Here is a 23,111-nt window from a genome sequence, read left to right on the forward strand (position 1 = left end):
TATGCAATTGTCCGTCAGAGCTTCGACAGGCCTGCGTCGATTGCCTCGCCGATTTTGGCGACGTCGGCGGCGCTGATGATCAGCGGCGGCGACAGGATGATGTTGTTGCCGGACACGCGCAGCATGACGCCGGCCTCATGGGCCGCCTCCGAGACCACGGCCATGGTCTTCTTGTCGGATGGCTTTTTCGTCGCGCGATCCGAGACCAGCTCGACCGCTGCCATCAAGCCCTTGTACCTGACATCGCCAACGATCTCGTGCTTCGCCTTCAGGCCTTCGAGCACGGCCGCAAGTTCGACGCCGCGCGCTGCGGCGTTCTCGTTCAGGCGAAGCCGTTTGGTTTCGGCAAGCGCCGCCAGTCCGGCCGCACAGCCGACAGGATGGCCGGAATAGGTGTAGCCGTGGCCGATCGCGCCGAAGCTGGTCTTGTCGGCCTCGAAGACATCGGCGACCTTGCCACCGATCAGCGTGGCACCGAGCGGGAAATAGCCTGAGGTGATCGCCTTGGCGATGGTCATGAAATCCGGCTTCACGCCCGACAGCCGCGAGCCCGCCCAGGCGCCGGTGCGGCCGAAGCCGGTGACCACCTCGTCGGCGATCAGCAGGATTTCGTGGCGGTCGCAGATCTCGCGCACCAACGGCATGAAGCTCTCATGCGGAACGATGACGCCGCCGGCGCCGAGCACCGGCTCCATGATGAAGGCGGCGATGGTGTCGCCGCCCTGGAAAGCGATCTCGTCCTCCAGCGCCTTGGCGCACAGTTTCGCCAGCCGTGCGGGATCGGTCTCGTCGAACGGGTTGCGGAAGGTCCAGGGTGCGGGAATGTGGAAGACGCCGGGCAGCAGCGGCTCGTAGTTGCGGCGGAAATTGGCATTGCCGTTGACCGAGGCGGCACCGAAATGCGTGCCGTGATAGCCCTTCTTCAGGGCAAGGAATTTCGTGCGGTCGCCCTGGCCGCGGATCTTCCAGTATTGCCGGGCGAGCCGCAGCGCCGTCTCGACCGAATCCGAACCGCCCGAGGTGAAGAAGGTCCGCACCATGCCTTCCGGCGCGAACCATTCAGAGAGTTCGTAGGCGAGCTCGATAGACGGTCCGGTCGAGGTGCCGCGAAAGCCCGAATAGTAGGGCAGCGCGCCGAGCTGGTCGGCGATCGCCTTCTTGATGGGATCGCAGCTGTAGCCGAGGTTGACGTTCCACAGGCCGCCGACGGCATCGAGCACGCTGTTGCCGTCGATGTCGGTGACGGTGACGCCCTCGCCCTTCATGATCACCTTTGGCGGATTGGCCCGCATCTCGGCCGGGTGCGCCATCGGATGCCAGATCGGCTTGGCGTTCGTCTCGGTGAGGAAATTGATGTCGCGCATGACAGGCTCCGAAAATGGTTCTCAGACGGCGGGGACGAGGTCGAAATGGCCGAGTGCCTCGGCGTAGGAAAATGCCGGCCGGGCAACGTCGAAATGAACCGTGCGCATGCCGGCGGCACGGCCGCCATCGATATTGCGCTGCTGGTCGTCGACGAATACGCAAGCGCCGGCGGGCAGGCCGAGCGCTTCGGTGACGAAGGCATAGGCGCGTGGGTCGGGCTTGAGGATGCCGGTATGGGTGGCGTCGACGATCACATCGAACAAGCCGAGCAGCGGCAGTTTTTGGCGGAAGCCGGCGCCATAGAACAGATCGAGCTCGTTGGACAGGATCGCCAGGCGGAAGCCGGCCGCATGGACGGCGCGGATGGCGCTGTCGGCCTCGGGCCGCACCACCTTTTCCGGCTCGGCGCCGCGGGCGCGCTGGACGAAAGTTTCCATCGCCTGCCAGTCCTCGCCGACGAGCCGGCCGACCTCGCTGGTGCGGGTGCGCCAATAATCGCGCTCGCTGATCTCGTCGGCCTGCATCGTACGCCACAGCGGATCACTCGCCGGATCGAACGGCCCGCGCCATTGCAGCGTTCCGGGCTTCAGGCCGAGCGCCTGCTCGGTCAAGGCATGGGTTTCGAACAGCGTTCGCGTGACAACGCCGCCGAAATCAAGGACAAGCGCCTTTGCCAGGACAGCGCTCACGCGGCCACTCCCTTGGCAGGGGTACCGCGCGGGACAACGCCTTCCTCGACCCAGCGGTCGAATATCTCGAGCGCCTTGCCGACGAAGGCGTCGCTATTGATGTGGGCGTCGATCTCGTGGAACTCGACCCCGGCGGGTATAGCCTTGCGCATTTCGTCGACGAAGGCGGCAAGGGCCTCGGGTTCGTAGAGCGGTTCGCCCTGCATGTCCCACTCCTGGATGCCGCCGGATGGCAGGATGAAGGCGGAGCGGCCCTTCGACGCGCCGAGCTTGGCGGCGATGGTCCTGGCGACCTGGCGGCGATCATCGGCATCGACGGTGACGGAGGCAATCAGCCTGTTATGGGCGTGAAACGGCCGCTGCGAAAACTTTGCCGGCAAATCCTGCCAGGTCGGCAGGTCGACCATATCCACGGCGCCTGGTGCCGCGATCTGCGGGATGCCACGGGCGCCGGCGTTCTCCAGCCGGTCGGCGCCGGAGCTGACGACGGAGCCGGCAAGATGGTTGGTGATTTCCTGCAGGCTGAAGTCGAATACCGCGCAGAAATGACCCTGGCCGGCAATCGATTCGAAGGCACGGCCGCCCATTCCGGTGGTGTGAAAGACGGCGACGTCATAGCCGCGCCGTTCCAGCGCCGGTTTCAGCGTCTTCATGTAGCGCAGGCAACTGCCGCCGAGCGAGGTCATGCCGATGGTCGGCCCGAGTGCAGGCGCCGACGCGCGTGACGCAAGCACGATCCTGGCCGCGCCGACGACCGCGCCGCAGGCCTGCGACAGGACCAGCTTGCAGATGTTGTTGAGGCCGTAGAGCCCTCCCGCCCAGAGGATCATCATCAGGTCGGGCGCGACGCGCTCGGGTGGAATCAGGTGCGAATAGGCGATGGTCGAGACGACGAATTTGGGCACGCCGAGTGGCAGGCTGAGCGCGACGTCGAGCGCCAGATCGGTGCCCATCGAACCGCCGATGGCGATGAAGGCGTCGATCTCGCCGCGCTGATGGAGTTGGCGCACCAGTTGCACCGCGCCACCGGCCATCAGTGTCATGGCGGTGTTTTCGTCGCCGCTCGACACGATCTCGGCGATCGTCACATCGACAGCGCGGGCCACGGCATGCTTGTCGTGATCGGGGCTGTAGGGCGGATCGCCGAGCACGCTGACATCCATCATGACGGCGCGGCCGCCCGATGCCTCGATGCAGGCTTTCATGAACAGCAGCTCATCGGCCTTGGTGTCGCCGGTGCCGATGACCAGGATGCGGGGCGCGGGATCCACGGGCATCAGGCCTGCCTCCTCAGGGTTTGCAGATTCTCGCCATTGAGACGCATCGAAATTTCCCGCGCCGCGGCGACGGCCGCAAGCCCTCGTGCCGCGATGTCGGCTGCCGTCGTCCTGGCCTTCGGCGCGGCCACCGCGATGGTGCCGAGCGCGAAGCCGTCCGCAGCGAGGATTGCCGCCGCCACGCCGATGACGCCTTCTTCCAGGCCCTGATCGCAGATCGAGTAGCCGCGCCCGCGCGCCTCATCCAGGGAGCGGGAGATGGCGGCCGGCTCGGTCAGCGTGTGCGCGGTGAACGCCTCGAGGGGACCCGCCAGGCATGCCTTGACGGTCTCCTCCCTGGCGAAGGACAGATAGGCGATGCCGGAGGCGGTCGAATGAAGCGGCAGGAGCTGGCCGATATCGACGTTGACCCGGTTTGCCCGCGTGGGATGCTCGACATGGACGGTGACCAGCCTGTCGATGCCGAATTCCGACAGATGCACCGTCTCCGCCGTGGCACTTGCCAGATCCCGCACCAGCGGCACAGCCGTCTGGAGGAAGGGGAAGCGGGCCTCGCGGATGCGCGCCAGCCGCGACAGGCCGGCGCCGAGGCGGTAGTGCCGCGTACCGCCATCCTGCTCGACGAAGCCATGGGCGGTCAGCGCAACCAGCAGCCGCCGCGTCGTCGCCTTGTCGAAGCCCGACCGGCGCGCCAGATCGGACAGGCCGAGTTCGGGCTCCGCCACGGTGAACAGCTCCAGAAGCGAGATCGCTTTTCCAACCGTACCCAAATTTACCTCCCGGCATTGCCATCCATTCAGAGGCAATCATTTAACGTGTGAATTAACTTGACAGGAAGCCGGTTTGTTTGCAAGTCTATATTCAAAATAATGGTTCAAATAATGAACCGAACCGCCAGAGCGATATGGGACAGGCCATGCGGCCAGCAAACCGATCTTGGTTTGCAAACAGGAGGGACCAATGACAGCAGTTTTGGAACAGGCGCCAGCCAACAGGCTGCGCAAGAACAGCCTTGGCGTGGGCGCCATCACCTTCATGGTGATTTCGGCGGCGGCTCCGCTCACGGCGGTGGCCGGCGGCACGCCGCTCGGCATGCTGATGGGCAATGGCGCCGGCTTTGCCGGCACCTATCTCATCGTGACGGTGCTGCTGTTGTTGTTCGCGGTCGGCTATGTCGCCATGTCGCGGCATGTCGGCAATGCCGGCGCCTTCTATGCCTACGCGGCGCGCGGGCTCGGCGGCCATGCCGGCGGCGCCACGGCGCTGATCGCGATCCTGTCCTACAACGCCATGCAGATCGGCGTCATGGGCCTTTTGGGTGCCGCTACCGCCGGACTGTTCGCCGGCTGGGGCATCAACCTGCCCTGGTGGGTGTGGAGCTTCATCGCCATCGCGCTCGTCGCCGTGCTCGGTTACCGCCAGGTCGACCTATCGGCCAAGATCCTGACGGTGCTGGTTCTCTGCGAATACGCCGTGGTGCTGATCCTCGACATCGCTATCCTCAAGACCGGCGGCGACAGCGGACTGTCGGCCGCACCCTTCAGCTGGAGCCAGATCACCAGCGGTGCGCCGGCGATCGCCATCCTGTTCTGCTTCGCGGCGTTCATCGGCTTCGAGGCAACGACGATCTATGCCGAGGAGGCACGCGATCCCAAGGTCACGATACCGCGCGCCACCTATATCTCCGTGGTGTTGATCGGCGTCTTCTACATGGTGACCGCCTGGCTGATGGCGGTCGGCGCCGGTGTCGACAAATTGCTGCCGGCACTGCAGGGCTTGCAGGATCCGACGACGTTCCTGTTCGGCCTGTCCGACCGCTACGCAGGCACGATGCTGTCGCAGGCGATGAGCATCCTGTTCGTGTCGAGCCTGTTCGCCGGCGTGCTGGCGTTTCACAATGCGGTCGCGCGCTACATCTATGTCTCGGGCCGCGAGAAGCTTTTGCCGCAGTCGATCGGCGTGACGCATTCGGCGCACCAGAGCCCGCATGTCGCCTCGGTGATCCAGAGCGTGCTGGCGGCCGTCGTCGTCGGTCTGTTCGCCGTGCTCGGCCTCGATCCGGTGCTGGCGCTGTTTTCCTGGCTGACCAATGTCGCGACGCTCGGCGTCATCGTGATGATGGCGGTGGCCTCGCTCGCCGTGGTCATGTATTTCCGCGCCAATCCGTCGGCGCAGGAAAATGCCCTGAAGACGACCATCCTGCCCGGGCTGACCTTCATCGCCTTCGTCGTCATCATCTATCTGATCGTCATCAATTTCGGCAGCCTGTCGGGAGCCGGCGGCTTTCTCGGCGTGTTCCTGCCGGGGCTGGTGCTGATCGCCGCGGTGGTCGGCCTGCTGCTGGCCGGCGCCTTGAAGAGCCGCGATCCGGTGGCCTTCGAAAGCCTCGGTCTGCCCCTGAAGGATTGACCGGATCGAGAGACGTAGCGGGGCGGCGTGACGCCGCCCCTTCCACCACAAAGGGAGTGGCGGCCTTGAGCTTTGCCGAAAACATCACCGTCGAGGCGCTGGAGGCCGATCCCTATCCGATCTATGCCGAGCTCAGGCGCAGTGCGCCGGTCGCCTTCGTGCCCTCGGTCAATCTCTGGTTTGTCACCCGCTGGAAGGATGTCGAACTGGTGGCGAAGTCGCCCGACATCTTCTCCGCAATCGTCAAGGCCGGCGTATCGCCGGTCGAGCGCTCCTTCGGCAAGCCGACGATCCTGACCACCGACGGCGAGATCCACAAGCACCTTCGCCAGGGCGTCGACCCGAGATACCGGCCACGCACCGTCGCCTCCTATGCCGGCGATCTCGTGCGCTCGATCGCCGAGCCTTATCTCGACCGGATCGCCAGCCAAGGTTCGGCCGAACTGATGGCCGATTATTTCGAGCCTGTGTCGACGCTCTGCCTGGCACGCTCGCTCGGCCTTGCCGACATCGACATGCCGACGCTGCGCCGCTGGTTCTACGGCCTCGCCCAAGGCGCCATCAATTTCGAGAAGGACCCTAAGCGGCAGGAAATCGCCGATGCGATCGGCGCCGAGGTCGGCGATGCCGTGACGCCGACGCTGGAAAGGCTGGTCCGTGAGCCCGACGATTCGGCGTTGTCGCACATGCTGCATGACGGCATGCCGGAAGGCAAAACGCGACCGATCGAGTTCCTGATGCCGACCGTCAAGGTGATCCTGCTCGGCGGCATGCAGGAGCCGGGCCACGGCGCCGGCTCGATCCTTGTCGGCCTGCTGAGGAGCCCCGACCAGTTGCGCAAGGTGCTCGACGATCCCGAGACCTTCGTGCCCAAGGCCGTCGACGAGGGCCTGCGCTGGGTGGCGCCGATCGGCACGCAGACACGCGAAACGACCCGCGCGGTCGAGATCGGCGGAGCGACTATCCCCGCCGGCGCACCAGTGGCGGCACTTGTCTCCTCGGCCAGCCGCGACGAGAGGCGATTTGCCGACCCCGACCGTTTCGACATCGATCGCGACGAAGGCAACCACGCCGCCTTCGGCTTCGGCCATCATTTCTGCTCCGGCCGGTTTTTCGCGCGCGAGCAGATGTGCCTTGCGGTACGGCTGCTGCTCGAGCGCTTTCCCGATCTCAGACTGGTGCCCGGCAAGGAGCCGGTGTTCCGCGGCTGGGAATTCCGGGCGCCCACCACATTGCATGTCAGTTTCGGAGTCGGTCCCAAATGATCACCCAGAATGCCATCGATATCCTGCGCAAGGCCGAGATCGGCGCGCGTGGCCTGTTCATCGATGGCGCGCAGGCCGAGGCGACAGGCGGCGCGACCCTGCCCGTGATATCGCCGATCGACGGCCGGCCTTTTGCCAGCATCGCCGACGGCAATGCCGCCGATGTCGATCGCGCGGTCCAGGCGGCGCGCAAAGCATTCGAGAAGGGCTCCTGGTCGCGCGCGGCACCCGCCTTTCGCAAGAAAGTGCTGACCAGGCTCGCCGAGCTGGTCGAAAAGCACATCGATGAACTGGCTGTGCTCGGCGTGCGCGACAATGGCACCGAAATCGGCATGGCCTACAAGGCCGAACCGCTGTCGGCGGCCGGGACCATCCGCTATTACGCCGAGGCGATCGACAAGGTCTATGGCGAGATCGCGCCGACGGCCGAGAATGTGCTGGGGCTGATCCACAAGGAGCCGCTCGGCGTCGTCGGTGTCATCGTGCCGTGGAATTTCCCGCTGATGATCGGCGCCTGGAAGATCGCCCCGGCGCTCGCCGCCGGCAATTGCGTGGTGGTCAAGCCGCCGGAGATCGCGTCGCTGACGCTGCTACGGCTGGCGGAACTGGCCGCCGAGGCCGGCTTGCCCGCCGGCGTGCTCAACGTCGTGACCGGCCGTGGCGCGGCTGCCGGCGAAGCGCTCGGCCTGCATATGGATGTCGACGCCATCGCCTTCACCGGCTCCGGGCCGGTCGGCCGGCGGCTGCTCGACTATTCCGCCCGTTCCAACCTCAAGCGTGTCTTCCTCGAACTCGGCGGCAAGTCGCCCAACATCGTCTTTGCCGATGCCCCCGACCTGAAACAGGCGGCGGTGGTCTCTGCCAACGGCATCTTCCGCAATTCCGGCCAGGTGTGCGTCGCCGGCTCGCGCCTGCTCGTCCAGGCGTCGGTCTATGACCGCTTCATGGACGAACTTCTCTCGGCAACCACGCGGCTTAGGGTCGGCGATCCGCTCGATCTCGCAAGCGACGTCGGCGCGGTGTCGAGCGCCGAGCAATTGGACAAGAACCTCGGCTTCGTCGCCAAGGCCGCCGAAGAAGGCGCCCGGCTGGTCACCGGCGGCGAGCGCATACTGACCGAGACCGGAGGCAGCTACATGGCGCCGACGATCTTCGAGAATGTGACACAGGACATGCAGCTTGCCCGCGAGGAAGTGTTCGGACCGGTGCTCGGCGTGATGCGATTCGAGACCGAGGAGGAGGCGGTGCGGCTTGCCAATTCGACCGTCTACGGGCTTGCCTCGGCCGTGTGGACATCAAATCTTTCCACCGCGCATCGCATGGTGCGCGCCATCAATGCCGGCGTCGTCCACGTCAACACCTATGGCGGCGCCGACATCACCGTACCGCTCGGCGGCGTCAAGCAATCCGGCTTCGGCCGCGACAAGTCGCTGCACGCGCTGGAGAAATATCTCGAGTTGAAGACCGCCTGGATCGCGCTTTGAGATCCTGCCGGCTCTCCTTGAGAATCTGAGCGCCTGCAGCGGCGCTCAGGGTCGCATCGCGATTCCCTGCGGCCGGCCGGCGGCGTCTTGTGCTCGCTACCTCAGGATTTTTGAGAGAATATTCCCGGCTTCGGCGAGATCGGCGAAACACGTTCGTTGATAAGATCGATAAATTTGTGACGATGTGACCAAGCCTAGGCAATCCGCCTTGCTGCCATGACTTCACAATCGCAGAGATCAATCATGTCCGACGTCAACAACACTTCGCCAGCTTCCCCTTGGTCAACCCTCAACCGGCGCAATGGCCTTGCTCTGCTGTTCGCATCGGCGGTGGCGATCGGCGGCCTGATGGCTCCCCATGCCTCCTTCGCCGAGGACAAGAAGGCGATCAAGGTCGGCATCATCAGCGGCGAGGACGAGGATGTCTGGCGCGTCGTCGTCGCCCAGGCCGCCGAAAAGGGCCTCACCATCGAGACCGTGGTGTTCAACGACTATACCCAGCCCAACGAGGCGCTGGAGCGCGGCGAGATCGACGCCAACGCCTTCCAGCACCAGCCCTATCTCGACAACCAGATCAAGACCCAGGGCTACCATATCGTGCGCGTCGGCTATACCGGCGTCTGGCCGATCGGCCTTTATTCCAAGAAGTACAAAGCGGTCGCCGACCTGCCCGAAGGCGCGGTCATCGGCGTGCCGAACGACCCGTCCAATGAAGGCCGCGCGCTGCGGGTGCTGCAGAACGAGGGCGTGATCAAGCTGAAGGACGGCACCGGCATTCTCGCCACCACCGCCGACATCGCGGAAAACCCCAAGAAGGTCGAGATCAAGGAGCTTGACGCCGGCATCGTCGGCCGCTCGGTCGAGGATCTCGACGCGGCCGTGGTCAACACCGACTGGGCGCTGAAAAGCGGCCTGACGCCGGAAAACCGCATTGCGCAAGAGCCGATCGCCGACAACCCGTACCGCAACTTCATCGCGGTCAAGGTCGGCAATGAGAACGAGGCCTGGGTGAAGACGCTGGTCGCCTCCTACCAGAACGAGGCCGTGAAATCCGAGTTCGACAAGGTCTACAAGGGCACCGGCCTCAGCGCTTATTGACACCATCGGGCACTGACTTATCAGCTCCGACAGGAAGGCGGTCCGCGCATTGCGCGGGCCGCAATCGTATTTTCAGGATCCGCGTATGAACCAGCATTTCACCGAAACCACCGAGGCCATGGATCGACCTGGCGCACCGCCGCAGGACGTGGTGCGTCTTGTCGACCTGAAGCGCCGTTTCGGTGCCACGGCGGCGCTCGACGGCATCTCACTGACGGTACGCAAGGGCGAGATCCTCGGCATCATCGGCCGCAGCGGCGCCGGCAAATCGACACTGATCCGCTGCCTGAACGGTCTGGAGCGGCCCGATTCCGGTCAAGTGTTCATCGAAGGCCGCGAGATCAGCCGGCTCGGCGAGCGCGACCTGCAGCCGCTGCGCCGGCGTATCGGCATGATCTTCCAGCATTTCAACCTTTTGTCAGCCAAGACCGTCGAGGACAATGTCGCGCTGCCGCTGAAGATCGAGGGCCGCTCGAAAGCGGAACGGCTCGCGCGAGCGGCCGAACTGCTCGACCTCGTCGGCCTGTCGGAAAAGGCCAAAGCCTATCCGGCGTCGCTGTCGGGCGGACAGAAGCAGCGCGTCGGCATCGCCCGGGCGCTGGCCGCACGGCCGGCGCTGCTGTTGTCGGACGAAGCCACCTCGGCGCTCGACCCGGAAACGACACGCTCCATTCTCGCGCTGCTCAAGGACATCAACCGGCAGCTTGGCCTGACCATCCTTTTGATCACCCATGAGATGGAGGTGATCCGCTCGATCGCCGACCGCGTGGCGGTGATCGACGCCGGGCGCATCGTCGAGGAAGGGCCGGTCTGGTCGGTGTTCGCCGATCCGCGCTCGGACATCACAAGAAGCCTGCTTGGCGCGATCCGGCCGCAATTGCCGGCCGAACTCGCAGCGCGACTGCTTCCGTCAGCCGGCGCCGACACCATCCTGCGCGTCGATGTCGCCGGCGACGCCGCACGCGGGCCGTTGCTGTCCGATCTCGCGGCAACGGTGCCAGGTGCGTTCCGTCTTATCCACGGCGGCATCGACCATGTCCAGCAGCAGCCCGTCGGCACGCTGTTCCTTTCCGTCCCCGGCAATGATGCAGGGCATCTCGCCGAGGTGATCACATTTCTGAAATCCCGCCAGGCGCGGGTGGAGGTGCTTGGCCATGTCGCCGATCCTGTTTGAGCTTCTGCTGCGGTCGATCTGGGAGACGGTGCTGATGACGGCCGCCTCCGGCCTGATCTCGCTGGTGTTCGGCCTGCCGCTGGGGCTGGCCTTGATCGCCACCGAACGCGGCGGCCTCGCCGAAAGCCTGTGGGTCAACCGCGTGCTCGGCGCCGTCATCAACGGTTTCCGCTCGGTGCCCTTCATCATCCTTCTGGTGGCGCTGATCCCGCTGACCCGGCTGATCGTCGGCACCTCGATCGGCACATGGGCGGCCATCGTGCCGCTGTCGATCGCGGCCACGCCCTACTATGCGCGCATCGCCGAAGTGTCGCTGCGCGAAGTCGACCATGGCCTGATCGAGGCGGCCCGCGCCATGGGCGGTAACCGCTGGACGATCATCCGCGAGGTGCTGGTGCCCGAAGCCCTGCCCGGCATCGTCGCCGGTTTCACGGTGACCTTGGTGACGCTGATCGGCGCCTCGGCGATGGCCGGAGCCATCGGTGCCGGCGGCCTCGGCGACCTCGCTATCCGCTACGGCTACCAGCGGTTCGAGACTTCGGTGATGATCGCCGTGGTCATCGTGCTGATCATCCTGGTATGCGGCATCCAGTGGGCGGGCGACCGGCTGGTGGCGCGGCTGGATCGGCGGGGATGAGACCGGCTGACGAACTAGGCGATGATGTCTTCTATCAGTGCTTGCAAGGGCGCTTCGGAACCGCTGAAACTGTCGATCATGGCTTGAATGACGCGATCCCGTTCAAGGATGTCTGCATTGAATGTCAGGCCCGCGTGCTCGGCGAGCATCGCGAGGAAGGTGAGTTGGGTTCGGCCGTTGCCTTCGAAACGGATGCACGGCATTGATCTCCGCGACGATGTGGGCGGCGTGCCCGGAAAAGCCGACGCTGTCTAGGTCGGCTAAACGGTCGGGATTGCCGAGTTCGCCGAACACCCGCGCCATCTCAGTCGCGATGTGCTCGGGATAACAGAACCAGCTGCCGCCCTTTCCGATGCGGATGGTGCGCGGCTGACCGGCCCAGGCATACACGTCCTGGAACAGATGCCGGTGCAGACTGCGATAATGAGGATAGTCCAGTTCGCCTGCCGGAAGAGGTTCGTCAGCGCGTGTCAAGAACGGAGCGAGCTCGACCTCATCGAGTTCGGTCTGGTCACGAATGTCCAGCAAATTGATGAGCACCGTCGTGCCGGGATAGCAGAGCGGATCGAACTCGGCGACGTAGGCCAACGTCTATTTCTTTTTGCCGATTTCTTCCTTGATGAGCGAACGCCGCTCATCACCGGATAGTCCGTGCCGCGCACTGTGGTTTAGTACCTTAGCCATGCGGGGCGACAGCTTCATGCCTTCGACGGCGCTAATTTTCTCGCCGCGCCCGCTCGTCAGAACGAACTGGCCGGTCTTGGCCGAACGGATGGTTCTTGAACTGGGAGACTTCATTTCGAGATCGTATCACAACCTTGGGAGGGGGGCCAAAGCGATTTCCGTGGCAAGTTGGACTAGCCCCTCAGCCTCGCCCCTTCCGGATCGAAGAAAGGCATCGGCGCCACCACCGCGCGCGTCGGCTTGCCCTCTATCTCGATGCTCAGTTCGGTGCCGATGGCGGTGAAGGGCAGCCGCAGATGCGCCGTCGCCAGTACCTTGCCGAGGGAATAGCCATGATCGCTGTAGGTGACGATGCCGGCGTCCTCGCCATCGGCCATCACCCTGGCATCCGTCGTGGCTGGCTTATCCCCATCGAGGACCAATCCGGTCCAGCGTTCGTCGAGGCCCTTGTCTCGGACCTTGAGCAGGGCCTCGCGGCCGATGAAATCGCCCTTGTCGAACTTGATCCAGCGGTCGAGGCCGACATGGAACGGCGTGCGGCTCTCATCCATGTCGATGCCATGCGCCGGATAGGCCTTTTCCAGACCGAGCGTGAACATCGCCAGCACGCCATAGGGTTTCAGGCCGAAGTCCCGCCCGGCCTGCATCAGCCTTTCCCAGACCGAGGCCGCCTCGTCGGCCGGCACGAAGAGTTCGAAGCCGAGTTCGCCGGTGACTCCGGTGCGCGAGATCAGCACCTTGGTCTCCCCGACGCGCCCCGAGGTGAACGCCCAGCGCTTCAGCCCGTCCAGATCGGCATCCCTAACCAGCGCTTTCAACAGGTCGCGTGAGCGTGGGCCCTGGATAGTCGGGAAGGGGACCGCTGCGGTGATATCGGTGACATAGGCCTTGCGTCCTTCGGCATGATGCAGCAGCCAGGGCAGCATCTTCAACCGGTTGACCGAGCCGGTCACCAGCATGAAATGCTCGGTCCCCAGTCGGAACACGGTGAGGTCGTCCAGGATGCCGCCATCCTCGCGGCAGACCGTGGAGTAGCGCACCTGGCCCGGCTTCATGGCCGCGGCATCGTTGACGATGACATGGTTGACCAGCGCCTCGGCGTCCGGCCCCTTGATGTCCATCTTGCCCATGGTGCTGAGATCCTGCACGCCGACATTCTTGCGTGTGTTCAGGTGCTCGTCGGCGATGCCGGAATAATATTTGGCCGAGATGAAATCGCCACCGACCCGACCCATAGTCGCGCCCAATCCGACGATGCTGCTGTAGAAGGGGGAGCGCCGCTCAGCCAAGAAAGTCTCCATTCATGAAAACGGCAGCGCCAAGCGGCGCTGCCGGAACGCATTTGGTGTCAGCCTCAATTCCCGTAGACGTCGAACGAAAAGTACTTGTCGTTGATTTCCTTGTACTTTCCGGCGGCGCGCAGCGCGTCGATGGCTGCATTGAACTTGTCGGCCAACTCCTTGTTGCCCTTCTGCAACGCGATGCCGACGCCGGGTCCGTGAATGGCCGGATCGGCTGTCAGCGTGCCGAGCAGCTTGCAGCAGGCGCCGTCGGGCTTCTTCAGCCATTCGGTCAGGATGATCGAGCCATCCATCATCGCGTCGAGCCGGCCGTTGGCCATGTCGGTGCGGGCGTCGTCGCCGGTCGGATAGGCCTTGACGGTCGAGCCTGCGTATTTCTGCTCGGCGAATTTCTGATGGATGGTGGCGGTCTGCACGCCGAGCGCCTTGCCTCTCAGATCTTCGGGCGAGGTGCCCGCGATGGGCGAATCCTTCGGCACCGCGATGGCCGGCGGCGTCTGGTAGTATTTGCGGGTGAACTCGACCTTCTCGGCCCGCTCGGGCGTGATGGTGATGTTGATGATGGCGTCGAACTTGCCGGCCTGGAGCGCGGGAATCGAGCCGTCGAAATCCTGCACCGTGAATTCGCAATCGGCTTTCATCTCGGCGCACAGCGCCTTGCCTAGATCGATGTCGAAGCCGCCGAGCGTGCCGTCGGCATTGGCATAGTTGAAGGGCGGATAGGCGCCCTCGGTACCGATCCTGAGTTTGTTGTCCTGGGCGGAAGCGGCGCCCGCGGCGAGGGTGAGAGCGACGGAAGCGGCAAGCACGAAACGACCGAAAAGACGCATGGTCCAGATCCCCGTTGACTGGCGAAGTCTACGGGCTTTCATGCGCGCGGCGGAGACGGAAACGACATCTGATGCGGCGATCACGGCGCGGCAGGCTGTCCTCGCGAGGACTGAAGGCTTTGGGTTGGCTAGCCCGCGCGCTGTGCTTCCGTCGCCTTGCGGTCAACGGAAAGGTCGTTCGCCGACAGCGCCACGCCGAATTTTTGGCTGGCTTCCTTCGGTGTATAATATCCCAGCGCCACATCGCGTTGCACCTGATCGGCGTCGCGCTGGAATGGATCGCCATAGCCGCCACCGCCCGGAGTGCCGACGCGCACGCGGTCACCGGCCTTCAGCGGGATATCCTGCTCCTTGGACAAATGCGGCGGCACATGTTCCTCGCCATTGCGGAACACGGTTACCGTGTTGGGCTCGCCGTCGCTGCCGCCGAGCGCGCCTTGCGGGCCGAAACGGCCGTGATCCATGACGAAGGAGGCGCGCGCGTCGCCGCGCAGGATCTCGACCTCATAGGCGAGGCCGAAACCGCCGCGATGCTTGCCGGCGCCGCCCGAGCCTTCACGCAAGGCATAGTGGCGGTAGAGCACCGGAAACGCCTGTTCCATGATCTCGACCGGAGGCGACTTGGAAATGCCGATGGTCGAGCAGCCATTGGTCAGGCCGTCATGGCCTGAATTGCCGCCATAGCCGCCGCCGGAGATCTGGTACATGACGTAGTCGCGGCCGCGTGCCGGGTCGTTGCCGCCGAGCGCGAAATTGCCGCTCGAGCCGGCGGGAGCCGCCGTCACCTTGTCCGGCAGCGCCTGCACCATGGCGGCGAACACTGCCTCGGCGATACGCTGCGACACTTCGGCCGCACAGCCCGACACGGGGCGCGGATATCTGGCGTCGAGGAAGGTGCCTTCCGGCCGCTTGACGATCAGCGGCTCGAAGGCGCCGGCACTGATCGGCACGTCGGGGAAAATGTGGCGCATGGCGAGATAGACCGAGGACAACGTCGTCGCCAGAACGCTGTTCATCGGCCCGGCGCACGGCTGTGACGAGCCGGCGAAATCGAAGGTCAGCGTATCGCCCTTCTTCTCGACCGCGAGCGCGATGGTCAGCGGTTCGTTGACCACCCCATCAGAATCAACGAAGGCCCTGGAGCGGTAGGTACCGTCGGGAATGGCCGCTATGTTGGCGCGCATCTGTTCGGCGGCACGGCGGCGCAGCTCGGCGATCGCCTCGACAACGGTTTCGTCACCGTAACGATCCAGGATTCCGTTGAGCCGGTCCTGGCCGATCAGCAATGCCGCGGCCTGGGCCCGGATGTCGCCGATGCGCTGGTCGGCGACGCGGATGTTGGAGCAAATGATGGCGTAGATCTCGGGATCGAGCACGCCTTTCTTGAACAGTTTTACGGGCGGCAGCCGCAGGCCTTCCTGTTCGACGGCAGTGGCCGAAGCCGAGAAGCCGCCGGGCACGGAGCCGCCAATGTCGGGCCAATGGCCGGTGTTGGACAGCCAGCAGAAGATTTCTCCCGCCCGGTAGACAGGCATGACGAAGCGCACATCCATCAGATGCGTGCCGCCGAGATAAGGGTCGTTGACGATGTAGATGTCGCCCGGCTCCGGGGCCAGGCAGCGGCCGTCGGCGATCATCCCGATCACCGTCCTGGTCGAATATTGCATGACGCCGACGAACACCGGCAGGCCCTGCGACCCCTGCGCGATCAGCGAGCCGTCGACCGCCGAATAGATGCCGTCCGAGCGATCATTGGCCTCGGCGATGACGGGCGAGAAGGCGGCGCGGGAGAAGGTCAGGTCCATCTCGTCGCAGACCTGCTGCAAGGCGGCCTGCAAAACCGAGAGCGTGATGGCGTCGAGCTTTGCCATATCCATATTGGGCATCTCAGGCCTCGCCGATGTCGATGATGATGTTGCCGTCGGCATCCGAGCGCGCGCGGTCGCCGGGTTCGAGCACTGTGGTCGCATCCATCTGTTCGAGGATCGCCGGCCCTTCGATGATGGCGTCGAGCGGCAGTTTTTCGCGTACGTAGACTGGCGTGTCGTGCCAGCGGCCGCTGTACCAGACCGGCCGGATCTCGCGCCGCGCCTCGTCGAGCGTTTTTGCCCGTCCGGCCGGGTCGATCAGGCGCGACAGATCGATCGCCGGCCGCACCCCGGTGACCGAGGTGTTGAGGTTGACAAGGTTGGCGCGGATCTCCGGCAGCTCGACCTTGAAGCGGGCAAAGTAGGCTTTCTCGAACAGCGCCTGCAATTCCTGCCGGGTCACCGACGAGGATGGCAGGGGCACGTTGATGATATGGGTCTGGCCGACGAACTGCATATCGGCGGAGTGGGTGACCCGGATCGTCTCCGGCTTCACCGCTTCCTTGCCGATCAGCTCCTCGCCTTCGTTTCGGTGCCGTTCCAATAGGTCGTGGAGTTGGGTTTCATCGAGAATGGCGACCGGCTGGTTGACGGTGTTGACGAAATCGTGGCGCAGGTCGGCGACGACGCAGCCGAGCGCGTTGGTGATGCCGGGCCGAGCCGGCACCAGCACCTTGGGCAGGCCGAGCTCGCGCGCCAATGCCGTGGCATGCAGCGGCCCGGCGCCGCCGAAGGCGAACAGCGCGAAATCGCGGGGGTCATGGCCGCGCGACACCGAAACCATGCGGATGGCGCCGGCCATCTTCATGTTGCCGAGCCTGAGCACCGCACCCGCCGCCTCGACGCCGGAGAGGCCGGTGGCCTTGCCGATCCTGTCCGCGAAGATGCCAGTGACACGCTCTGACGTGACCGGATTCTCGACCGCCAGCAGCTTCTTCGGCGCCAGCCGGCCGAGCACCAGATTGGCATCGGTGATGGTCGGCTCCAGGCCGCCGCGGCCGTAGCAGATCGGGCCGGGATTGGCGCCGGCACTTTCCGGTCCGATCTGGATCAGGCCGGCCGCATCGACGCGGGCGATCGAGCCGCCGCCGGCGCCGACCGTGTGCACGGCCACCATCGGCACATGGATGGGCATCGCATATTCGATCTCGATCTCGTTCGACACCGCCGGCTCGGCGTTGCGGATCAGCGCCACGTCGGTCGAGGTGCCGCCCATATCGTAGGTGACGAGGTTCTCGAAGCCGGCACGCTTGCCCGTATAGGCGGCGGCGATGACGCCGGAGGCTGGGCCCGACATCACCGTCTTGGCCGATTCACGTGTGACGAAGCGGGCCGAGATCATGCCGCCATTGCCGTTCATGATCAGGAAGTCGCGGGCATAGCCCTTGTCCGCCAATTCCTTGCGCAGCCGCTCGACATAGCGCTCGAGGATCGGCTGCACGGAAGCGTTGACCGAGGCGGTGACGCCGCGCTCGAATTCGCGCGCCTCCGACAGCAGCGCGTGGCCCGTGGTGATGTAGCCGTTCGGCCAGAGCTCGGCGGCGATCTCGGCGGCGCGCCGCTCGTGCAAAGGGTTGGCGTAGGAGTGCAGGAAGTGGATGACCAGGGATTCGCAGCCGGCGTCGATCAGCGCCTTCACCGCCGCGCGCATCTCGGCCTCGTCGAGCGGCGTGCGCACCGTGCCCGACGCCTCGACGCGCTCCGACACTTCGAGCCTGAGATTGCGGGGAATGACGGGCACGAAGGTGCCGGTCATTCCATAGGCTTGTGGCCGCGTGCGCCGGCCAAGCTCGATCACGTCGCGAAAGCCGCGCGTGGTGATCATGCCGGTCTTGGCCAGCCGGCGTTCCAGCACCGCGTTGGTGGTGGTGGTCGTGCCGTGCACGATGAGGTCGATGCCGTCGATCGGAAAGCCGGTGTCGCCGAGCGCCGAAACCACACCGAAGGCCTGGTTGTCGACCGTGGTCGGGGTCTTGGCGATATGCACCTTGCCGCCGTCCTTGCCGTCGATCAGAAGTAGGTCCGTGAAGGTTCCGCCGACATCGATGCCGGCAACCACGCTGCCCAGGGAATCCGGCTGCTGCACCGAAAAATTCTCTTTCATAGTCGAAACCCGAAATGCTGGGACTACGGATATGTCACAGTTTGGAAAGGTGTTTCGCGGCACCATCTTGACGCAAATATCGTTTGTATACTAATAAATTCCGGACACAAGAGCTTACCAACTCGGAGTGTGCGAGCAGCACGCCGGGACCTGAACGGTCCGGGCGTGCAGGAAAAGGTTTGGCGCCCGCGTCCGTGAATTGAGCCAGAAAGTTGGATTTGATGAACACCACATCCGCGTTCAGCACCGACGGCGCCCGCCCTCTGCAGTTCCCCATCCCGGCCAATGTCTATGCCGAAACCGTCGTCTCGGTGAAGCACTACACCGACCGGCTGTTCTCGTTCCGCATCACCCGTCCGCAGTCGCTGCGCTTCCGCTCCGGCGAGTTCGTCATGATCGGCCTGCCCAATGCCGAGAAGCCGGTATACCGCGCCTATTCGGTGGCGAGCCCGGCCTGGGACGAAGAGCTGGAATTCTTCTCGATCAAGGTGCCGGACGGCCCGCTGACTTCGGAACTGCAGAAGATCCAGGTGGGCGACACCGTCATCATGCGCCAGAAGTCGACCGGCACGCTGGTGGTCGACGCGCTGACGCCGGCCAAGCGGCTGTTCATGATTTCGACAGGCACCGGCATCGCGCCCTTCGCCAGCCTGCTGCGCGACCCCGACACCTACGAGAAATTCGACCAGCTGATCCTGACCCACACCTGCCGCGACATTGCCGAATTGACCTATGGCCAGGAACTGGTGGCGGCGCTGGAGAGCGATCCGCTGATCGGCGAACTGACCACTGGGCGCGTCACGCTCTACAATTCGACGACCCGCGAGGAGTCTGCCTGCATGGGCCGCATCACCGCGCTGATTGGCTCGGGCAAGTTCTACAGCGATCTCGGCATCGAAAAGCTCAATCCTGAGACCGACCGCATCATGATCTGCGGCTCGATGCACATGCTCAAGGACGTCAAGGAGCTGGCCGAGAGCCTCGGGTTCCAGGAAGGCTCGCTCAGCCATCCGGCGACATTCGTGGTCGAGCGCGCCTTCGTCGGTTGAGACCTCTGCCAAAATCGGGCTTCAAGAATCGGATTTTGACCTTCCGGTCAAAAACTAGCTGCTTTCGCGGCCTTTTTCGGCTATCCCTTGCTTGAGGACTCGTGAAGCATGGCTTCGCGGGCTATCTTCGTGCGTGTCGCCCTAACAGTCGAGCGGTTTGGGCGACGATAGACAATACGCACCAAGACATAAGCGTGCGTCGCTGAATGAAAGGGCAGGAGATGAGCAGCACAATCCGCGAAGCCGACCTTGGCACCAAGGTGACGCCGCTGCCCGCGCGTGCCGCCGCCAATAGCGCCGTCCCGCTGGACCATCGTATCGCGCGCAATCCCGGCATGAAGCTCGATCTCGGCTTCATGGAATCGGTGCGCAGCGTCAACCGTTCGGCGCTGGAACGGCGCGTCGCCAGCCTGACCAAGCGGCGCTCGATCAAGGCCGACAATCAGGCGGCCTGGCTGCTGCGCGCGGTGGCCTGCATGGATCTGACGACGCTGAACTCCAACGACACCGAGGAGCGCGTGCGCCGGCTCTGCGCCAAGGCGATCAACCCGTTCCGGCGCGACATCGTCGAGGGGCTCGGCATTGCGGGCGAAACCATCCGGCCGGCCGCGGTCTGCGTCTACCATCCCTTCGTCGCCACGGCGGTCGACGTCGTGCGCGGCACCGGCATCCATGTCGCCGCCGTCTCCACCGCCTTTCCGCACGGGCTTGCGCCGCTGTCGACCCGGCTGCAGGAAATCGAGGCCTCGGTGCGCGACGGCGCCGACGAGATCGACGTCGTCATCCCGCGCGGGCTGGTGTTCGGCGCCAAATGGCGGGAACTCTATAACGAGATCGTCTCGATGCGCGCCGCCTGCGGCGATGCGCATCTGAAGGTCATTCTCGGCACCGGCGACCTCGCCACGCTGCGCAATGTCATGCTGGCCTCGATGGTGGCGATGATGGCGGGTGCCGACTTCATCAAGACCTCGACCGGCAAGGAGAGTGTCAACGCGACGCTGCCGGTTGGGTTGGCCATGGTCCGCGCCATCAGGGCCTATTTCGAGGAGACCGGCCACCTTATTGGCTTCAAGCCGGCCGGCGGCATTTCCACGGCAAAGGCCTCGCTCGACTGGCTGGTGCTGATGAAGGAAGAGCTCGGCCGGCCCTGGCTGGAGCCCGAGCTGTTCCGCTTCGGCGCGTCGAGCCTTTTGACCGACATCGAGCGCCAGCTCGAGCATCACCTGACCGGCCACTATTCGGCCAATCACCGCCACGCAATGGCTTGAGGATCGGATTAGGTTTTTGAACGTGGAGCTCTACGGCGCCCCCCTCTGTCCTGCCGGACATCTCTCCCACTTGTGGGGAGATTGGCTGGCATCGGCGATTTCGCCAATCGCCACCGCTGCAAAATGGCGGCTGACAGACGTAAAATCCGATCTCCCCCCTTGTGGGGGAGATGTCCGGCAGGACAGAGGGGGGCGCGAAAGAACGCCTCCTGAGACAATTATCTGGAGCCATCCATGAATATTCTCGAACGCTACCACGCCATGGAATACGGACCGGCGCCGGAAGCGCGCAACGAGGCCGACGCTTGGCTTGCCGGGCGCGATTTTTCCAAGGCGCTGTTCATCGACGGAGCCTGGAAGGCGGCTGGCGGCGGCAAGACCTTCGAGACCAGCGAGCCGTCTTCCGGCAAGCTGCTGGCCAAGATCTCCGATGCCGGAGCCGCCGATATCGACGCAGCCGTCGCCGCAGCCACCAAGGCACTGCCGAAATGGTCGGCATCCTCGGGCTACCAGCGCGCAAAAGTACTTTATGCCATTGGCCGCGCCATGCAGCGGCACCAACGCCTGTTCGCGGTGCTTGAGACAATCGACAATGGCAAGCCGATCCGCGAAAGCCGCGACATCGACGTGCCCTTGGCGATCCGCCACTTCATCCATCACGCCGGCTGGGCGCAGGCGCTGGACAAGGATTTTCCCGGCCACAAGGGCGTCGGCGTCGTCGGCCAGATCATCCCATGGAATTTCCCGCTGCTGATGCTGGCGTGGAAGGTCGCGCCCGCACTTGCCGCCGGCTGCACGGTGGTGCTGAAGCCGGCCGAGTTCACGCCGCTGACGTCAATCCTGTTCGCCGAGATCTGCGAGCGCGCCGGCGTGCCGAAGGGCGTCGTCAACATCGTCCAGGGCGGCCCGGAAGCGGGCGGAGCCATCGTCAACCACCCCGGTATCCAGAAGATCGCCTTCACGGGCTCTTCGGAAGTCGGCAAGATCATCCGCAAGGCAACCGCCGGCTCGGGCAAGAAACTATCGCTGGAGCTTGGCGGCAAGTCGGCCTTCATCGTTTTCGAGGATGCCGATCTCGACAGCGCCGTCGAAGGCCTGGTCGATGGCATCTGGTTCAACCAGGGCCAGGTCTGCTGCGCCGGCTCGCGGCTCCTGGTGCAGGAAGGCATCGCCGAGGCCTTGATCGCCAAGGTCAAGACGCGGATGAGCCGGCTGCGCGTCGGCAGCCCGCTCGACAAGAACACCGATATCGGCCCGCTGGTCGACGCCACGCAGCTCGACCGGGTCAAGGGACTGGTCGCCGAAGGCGCCAGACAAGGCGCCGTCTGCTGGCAGCCGGACGCGGCGCTGCCGTCCTCGGGTTACTATCACCTGCCAACACTTGCCACCGGTGTTTCGCCGGCTAACATTCTTGCCCAGGAAGAGGTGTTCGGTCCGGTGCTGGCGACCATGACCTTCCGCAACACCGAGGAAGCGATCGAGCTTGCCAACAACACGCGCTATGGGCTGGCGGCGAGCGTGTGGAGCGAGAACGTCAACCTGGCTTTGCATGTCGCGCCGCAATTGAAGGCCGGCGTCGTCTGGGTCAATGGCACCAACATGTTCGACGCCGCCTGCGGCTTCGGAGGCTACCGCGAAAGCGGCTTCGGCCGCGAGGGCGGGCGTGAGGGCATGTTCGAGTATCTCGCGGCAAAACTGCCGCTCGGTCCGGCCATCAAGCCGGCGACGATCTCGGCGCAACCGGTCGAGCAGGCCGATGGCTCGGCCATCGACCGCACGGCCAAGCTGTTCATCGGCGGCAAACAGGTACGCCCGGACAGCAATTATTCGTTGGCCGTCGCCACCGCCAAGGGCAAGCTCGCCGGCGAAGTCGGTTTTGGCAACCGCAAGGATATCCGCGATGCCGTGTCGGCTGCCCGCGCGTGCAAGGCATGGCCGGAGGCGACCGCCTACAACCGCAGCCAAGTGCTCTACTATCTGGCCGAAAACCTTTCCGGCCGCGCCAGCGAATTCGCGGCTCGTCTGACCGAATTGACCGGCGCAACGCCCAAGGCCGCACGGGAAGAAGTCGACCAGTCGATCGAACGCCTGTTCCTCTATGCCGGCCTCGCCGACAAGTTCGAAGGCCGCATGCACCAGCCGCCGGCGCGTGCCGTGACGCTGGCGCTACACGAGCCGGTCGGCGTCGTCGGCATCGTCGCGCCGGATGCTTCGCCGCTGCTTGGCCTGATCTCGCTCATCGCGCCGGCGCTTGCCATGGGCAACACAGTGGTTGCCGTGCCGTCCGAACGCTACCCGCTGCTCGCCACCGATCTCTACCAGGTGATCGAATATTCCGACGTTCCGGCCGGCGCCATCAACATCGTCACCGGCCGCACGGCGGAACTTGCCGGGGTGCTCGCCAAGCATGACGATGTCGATGGGCTCTGGGTGTTCGCCGATGCCGAGACCTGCGCCAAGGCAGAAGCCTCGTCCATCGGTAACCTCAAGCGCGTCTGGAGCGGCAATGGCCGCAGCCTGGACTGGGCGTCCGACGAGGCGGCCGGCGATGCCTTGCTGCGCCGCGCCATCGAGGTGAAGAATGTCTGGGTGCCCTACGGCGACTGAGC

At 64.7% G+C, this 23,111-nt stretch carries 19 protein-coding genes; 9 read left to right on the forward strand and 10 right to left on the reverse strand.

Annotated features, from left to right (window positions below; translation table 11 throughout):
• Positions 1–14: 14 nt before the first annotated feature.
• Genes MESOP_RS03465 through MESOP_RS03480 form a run of 4 tightly spaced genes read right to left on the reverse strand, consistent with a single transcriptional unit; the run spans position 15 to position 4,101 of the window.
• A complete protein-coding gene (locus MESOP_RS03465; RefSeq protein ID WP_013891934.1) occupies positions 15–1,364 on the reverse strand; it encodes an aminotransferase class III-fold pyridoxal phosphate-dependent enzyme in 1,350 nt (449 codons plus the stop codon).
• Positions 1,365–1,385: 21 nt separating this feature from the next.
• Positions 1,386–2,042 (reverse strand): HAD family hydrolase, encoded by a 657-nt coding sequence (locus MESOP_RS03470; protein ID WP_210160836.1) that lies wholly within the window; start codon positions 2,040–2,042, stop codon positions 1,386–1,388.
• Positions 2,043–2,050: 8 nt separating this feature from the next.
• The gene (locus MESOP_RS03475) at positions 2,051–3,331 is read right to left on the reverse strand and encodes a Tm-1-like ATP-binding domain-containing protein (RefSeq protein ID WP_013891936.1); all 1,281 of its coding nucleotides are present in this window, start codon (positions 3,329–3,331) and stop codon (positions 2,051–2,053) included.
• Entirely contained in the window at positions 3,331–4,101 is a 771-nt protein-coding gene (locus MESOP_RS03480; RefSeq protein ID WP_013891937.1) for an IclR family transcriptional regulator, read from the reverse strand. The genes MESOP_RS03475 and MESOP_RS03480 overlap by 1 nt, the downstream gene beginning before the upstream one ends.
• 190 nt (positions 4,102–4,291) lie before the next feature.
• Here MESOP_RS03480 and MESOP_RS03485 point away from each other — a divergent pair, with 190 nt between their 5' ends.
• The 6 genes from MESOP_RS03485 (at position 4,292) to MESOP_RS03510 (ending at position 11,398) form a co-directional block, all read left to right on the forward strand.
• Positions 4,292–5,740 (forward strand): APC family permease, encoded by a 1,449-nt coding sequence (locus tag MESOP_RS03485; RefSeq protein ID WP_013891938.1) that lies wholly within the window; start codon positions 4,292–4,294, stop codon positions 5,738–5,740.
• Between the two features lie 56 nt (positions 5,741–5,796).
• Positions 5,797–7,005 (forward strand): cytochrome P450, encoded by a 1,209-nt coding sequence (locus MESOP_RS03490; RefSeq protein ID WP_041163981.1) that lies wholly within the window; start codon positions 5,797–5,799, stop codon positions 7,003–7,005.
• Complete coding sequence (locus MESOP_RS03495) at positions 7,002–8,489, forward strand: aldehyde dehydrogenase (protein WP_013891940.1); 1,488 nt, start codon at positions 7,002–7,004, stop codon at positions 8,487–8,489. Before MESOP_RS03490 ends, MESOP_RS03495 begins: the two co-directional genes overlap by 4 nt.
• 243 nt (positions 8,490–8,732) lie before the next feature.
• Positions 8,733–9,587 (forward strand): MetQ/NlpA family lipoprotein, encoded by an 855-nt coding sequence (locus MESOP_RS03500; protein WP_013891941.1) that lies wholly within the window; start codon positions 8,733–8,735, stop codon positions 9,585–9,587.
• 85 nt (positions 9,588–9,672) lie between these two features.
• Positions 9,673–10,761 (forward strand): methionine ABC transporter ATP-binding protein, encoded by a 1,089-nt coding sequence (locus MESOP_RS03505; protein ID WP_013891942.1) that lies wholly within the window; start codon positions 9,673–9,675, stop codon positions 10,759–10,761.
• Positions 10,742–11,398, forward strand: coding sequence for a methionine ABC transporter permease (locus MESOP_RS03510; protein WP_013891943.1), 657 nt, complete (start codon positions 10,742–10,744; stop codon positions 11,396–11,398). The genes MESOP_RS03505 and MESOP_RS03510 overlap by 20 nt, the downstream gene beginning before the upstream one ends.
• Positions 11,399–11,500: 102 nt before the next feature.
• Here MESOP_RS03510 and MESOP_RS03515 read toward each other — a convergent pair whose 3' ends face one another.
• From MESOP_RS03515 to MESOP_RS03540, 6 genes are all read right to left on the reverse strand, one after another.
• A complete protein-coding gene (locus MESOP_RS03515; RefSeq protein WP_013891945.1) occupies positions 11,501–11,986 on the reverse strand; it encodes a Fic/DOC family protein in 486 nt (161 codons plus the stop codon).
• A gap of 3 nt (positions 11,987–11,989) precedes the next feature.
• Positions 11,990–12,196, reverse strand: coding sequence for a hypothetical protein (locus MESOP_RS03520; protein WP_041163982.1), 207 nt, complete (start codon positions 12,194–12,196; stop codon positions 11,990–11,992).
• Positions 12,197–12,255: 59 nt separating this feature from the next.
• A complete protein-coding gene (locus tag MESOP_RS03525; RefSeq protein ID WP_013891946.1) occupies positions 12,256–13,371 on the reverse strand; it encodes an aminomethyl transferase family protein in 1,116 nt (371 codons plus the stop codon).
• Positions 13,372–13,436: 65 nt separating this feature from the next.
• Positions 13,437–14,213, reverse strand: a complete 777-nt coding sequence (locus MESOP_RS03530) for an ABC transporter substrate-binding protein (protein ID WP_013891947.1) — start codon at positions 14,211–14,213, stop codon at positions 13,437–13,439.
• 128 nt (positions 14,214–14,341) lie between these two features.
• Positions 14,342–16,084: a hydantoinase B/oxoprolinase family protein gene (locus MESOP_RS03535; RefSeq protein ID WP_041164501.1), complete on the reverse strand. Its 1,743-nt coding sequence runs from the start codon at positions 16,082–16,084 to the stop codon at positions 14,342–14,344.
• 16 nt (positions 16,085–16,100) lie between these two features.
• Positions 16,101–18,185 (reverse strand): hydantoinase/oxoprolinase family protein, encoded by a 2,085-nt coding sequence (locus MESOP_RS03540; protein ID WP_013891949.1) that lies wholly within the window; start codon positions 18,183–18,185, stop codon positions 16,101–16,103.
• Between the two features lie 221 nt (positions 18,186–18,406).
• Between MESOP_RS03540 and MESOP_RS03545 the strand changes: the two genes are divergently transcribed.
• The 3 genes from MESOP_RS03545 to MESOP_RS03555 all read left to right on the forward strand — a co-directional run bounded on the left by MESOP_RS03545 (position 18,407) and on the right by MESOP_RS03555 (position 23,109).
• On the forward strand, positions 18,407–19,234 hold the full coding sequence (locus MESOP_RS03545) for a ferredoxin--NADP reductase (protein WP_013891950.1): 828 nt from the start codon (positions 18,407–18,409) through the stop codon (positions 19,232–19,234).
• 221 nt (positions 19,235–19,455) lie between these two features.
• Positions 19,456–20,502: a deoxyribose-phosphate aldolase gene (gene deoC, locus MESOP_RS03550; RefSeq protein ID WP_013891951.1), complete on the forward strand. Its 1,047-nt coding sequence runs from the start codon at positions 19,456–19,458 to the stop codon at positions 20,500–20,502.
• A gap of 234 nt (positions 20,503–20,736) precedes the next feature.
• Positions 20,737–23,109, forward strand: a complete 2,373-nt coding sequence (locus tag MESOP_RS03555; protein ID WP_013891952.1) for an aldehyde dehydrogenase family protein — start codon at positions 20,737–20,739, stop codon at positions 23,107–23,109.
• The last annotated feature ends 2 nt before the right edge of the window (positions 23,110–23,111 follow it).

The sequence above is a fragment of the Mesorhizobium opportunistum WSM2075 genome (assembly GCF_000176035.2).
Taxonomy (GTDB): domain Bacteria; phylum Pseudomonadota; class Alphaproteobacteria; order Rhizobiales; family Rhizobiaceae; genus Mesorhizobium; species Mesorhizobium opportunistum.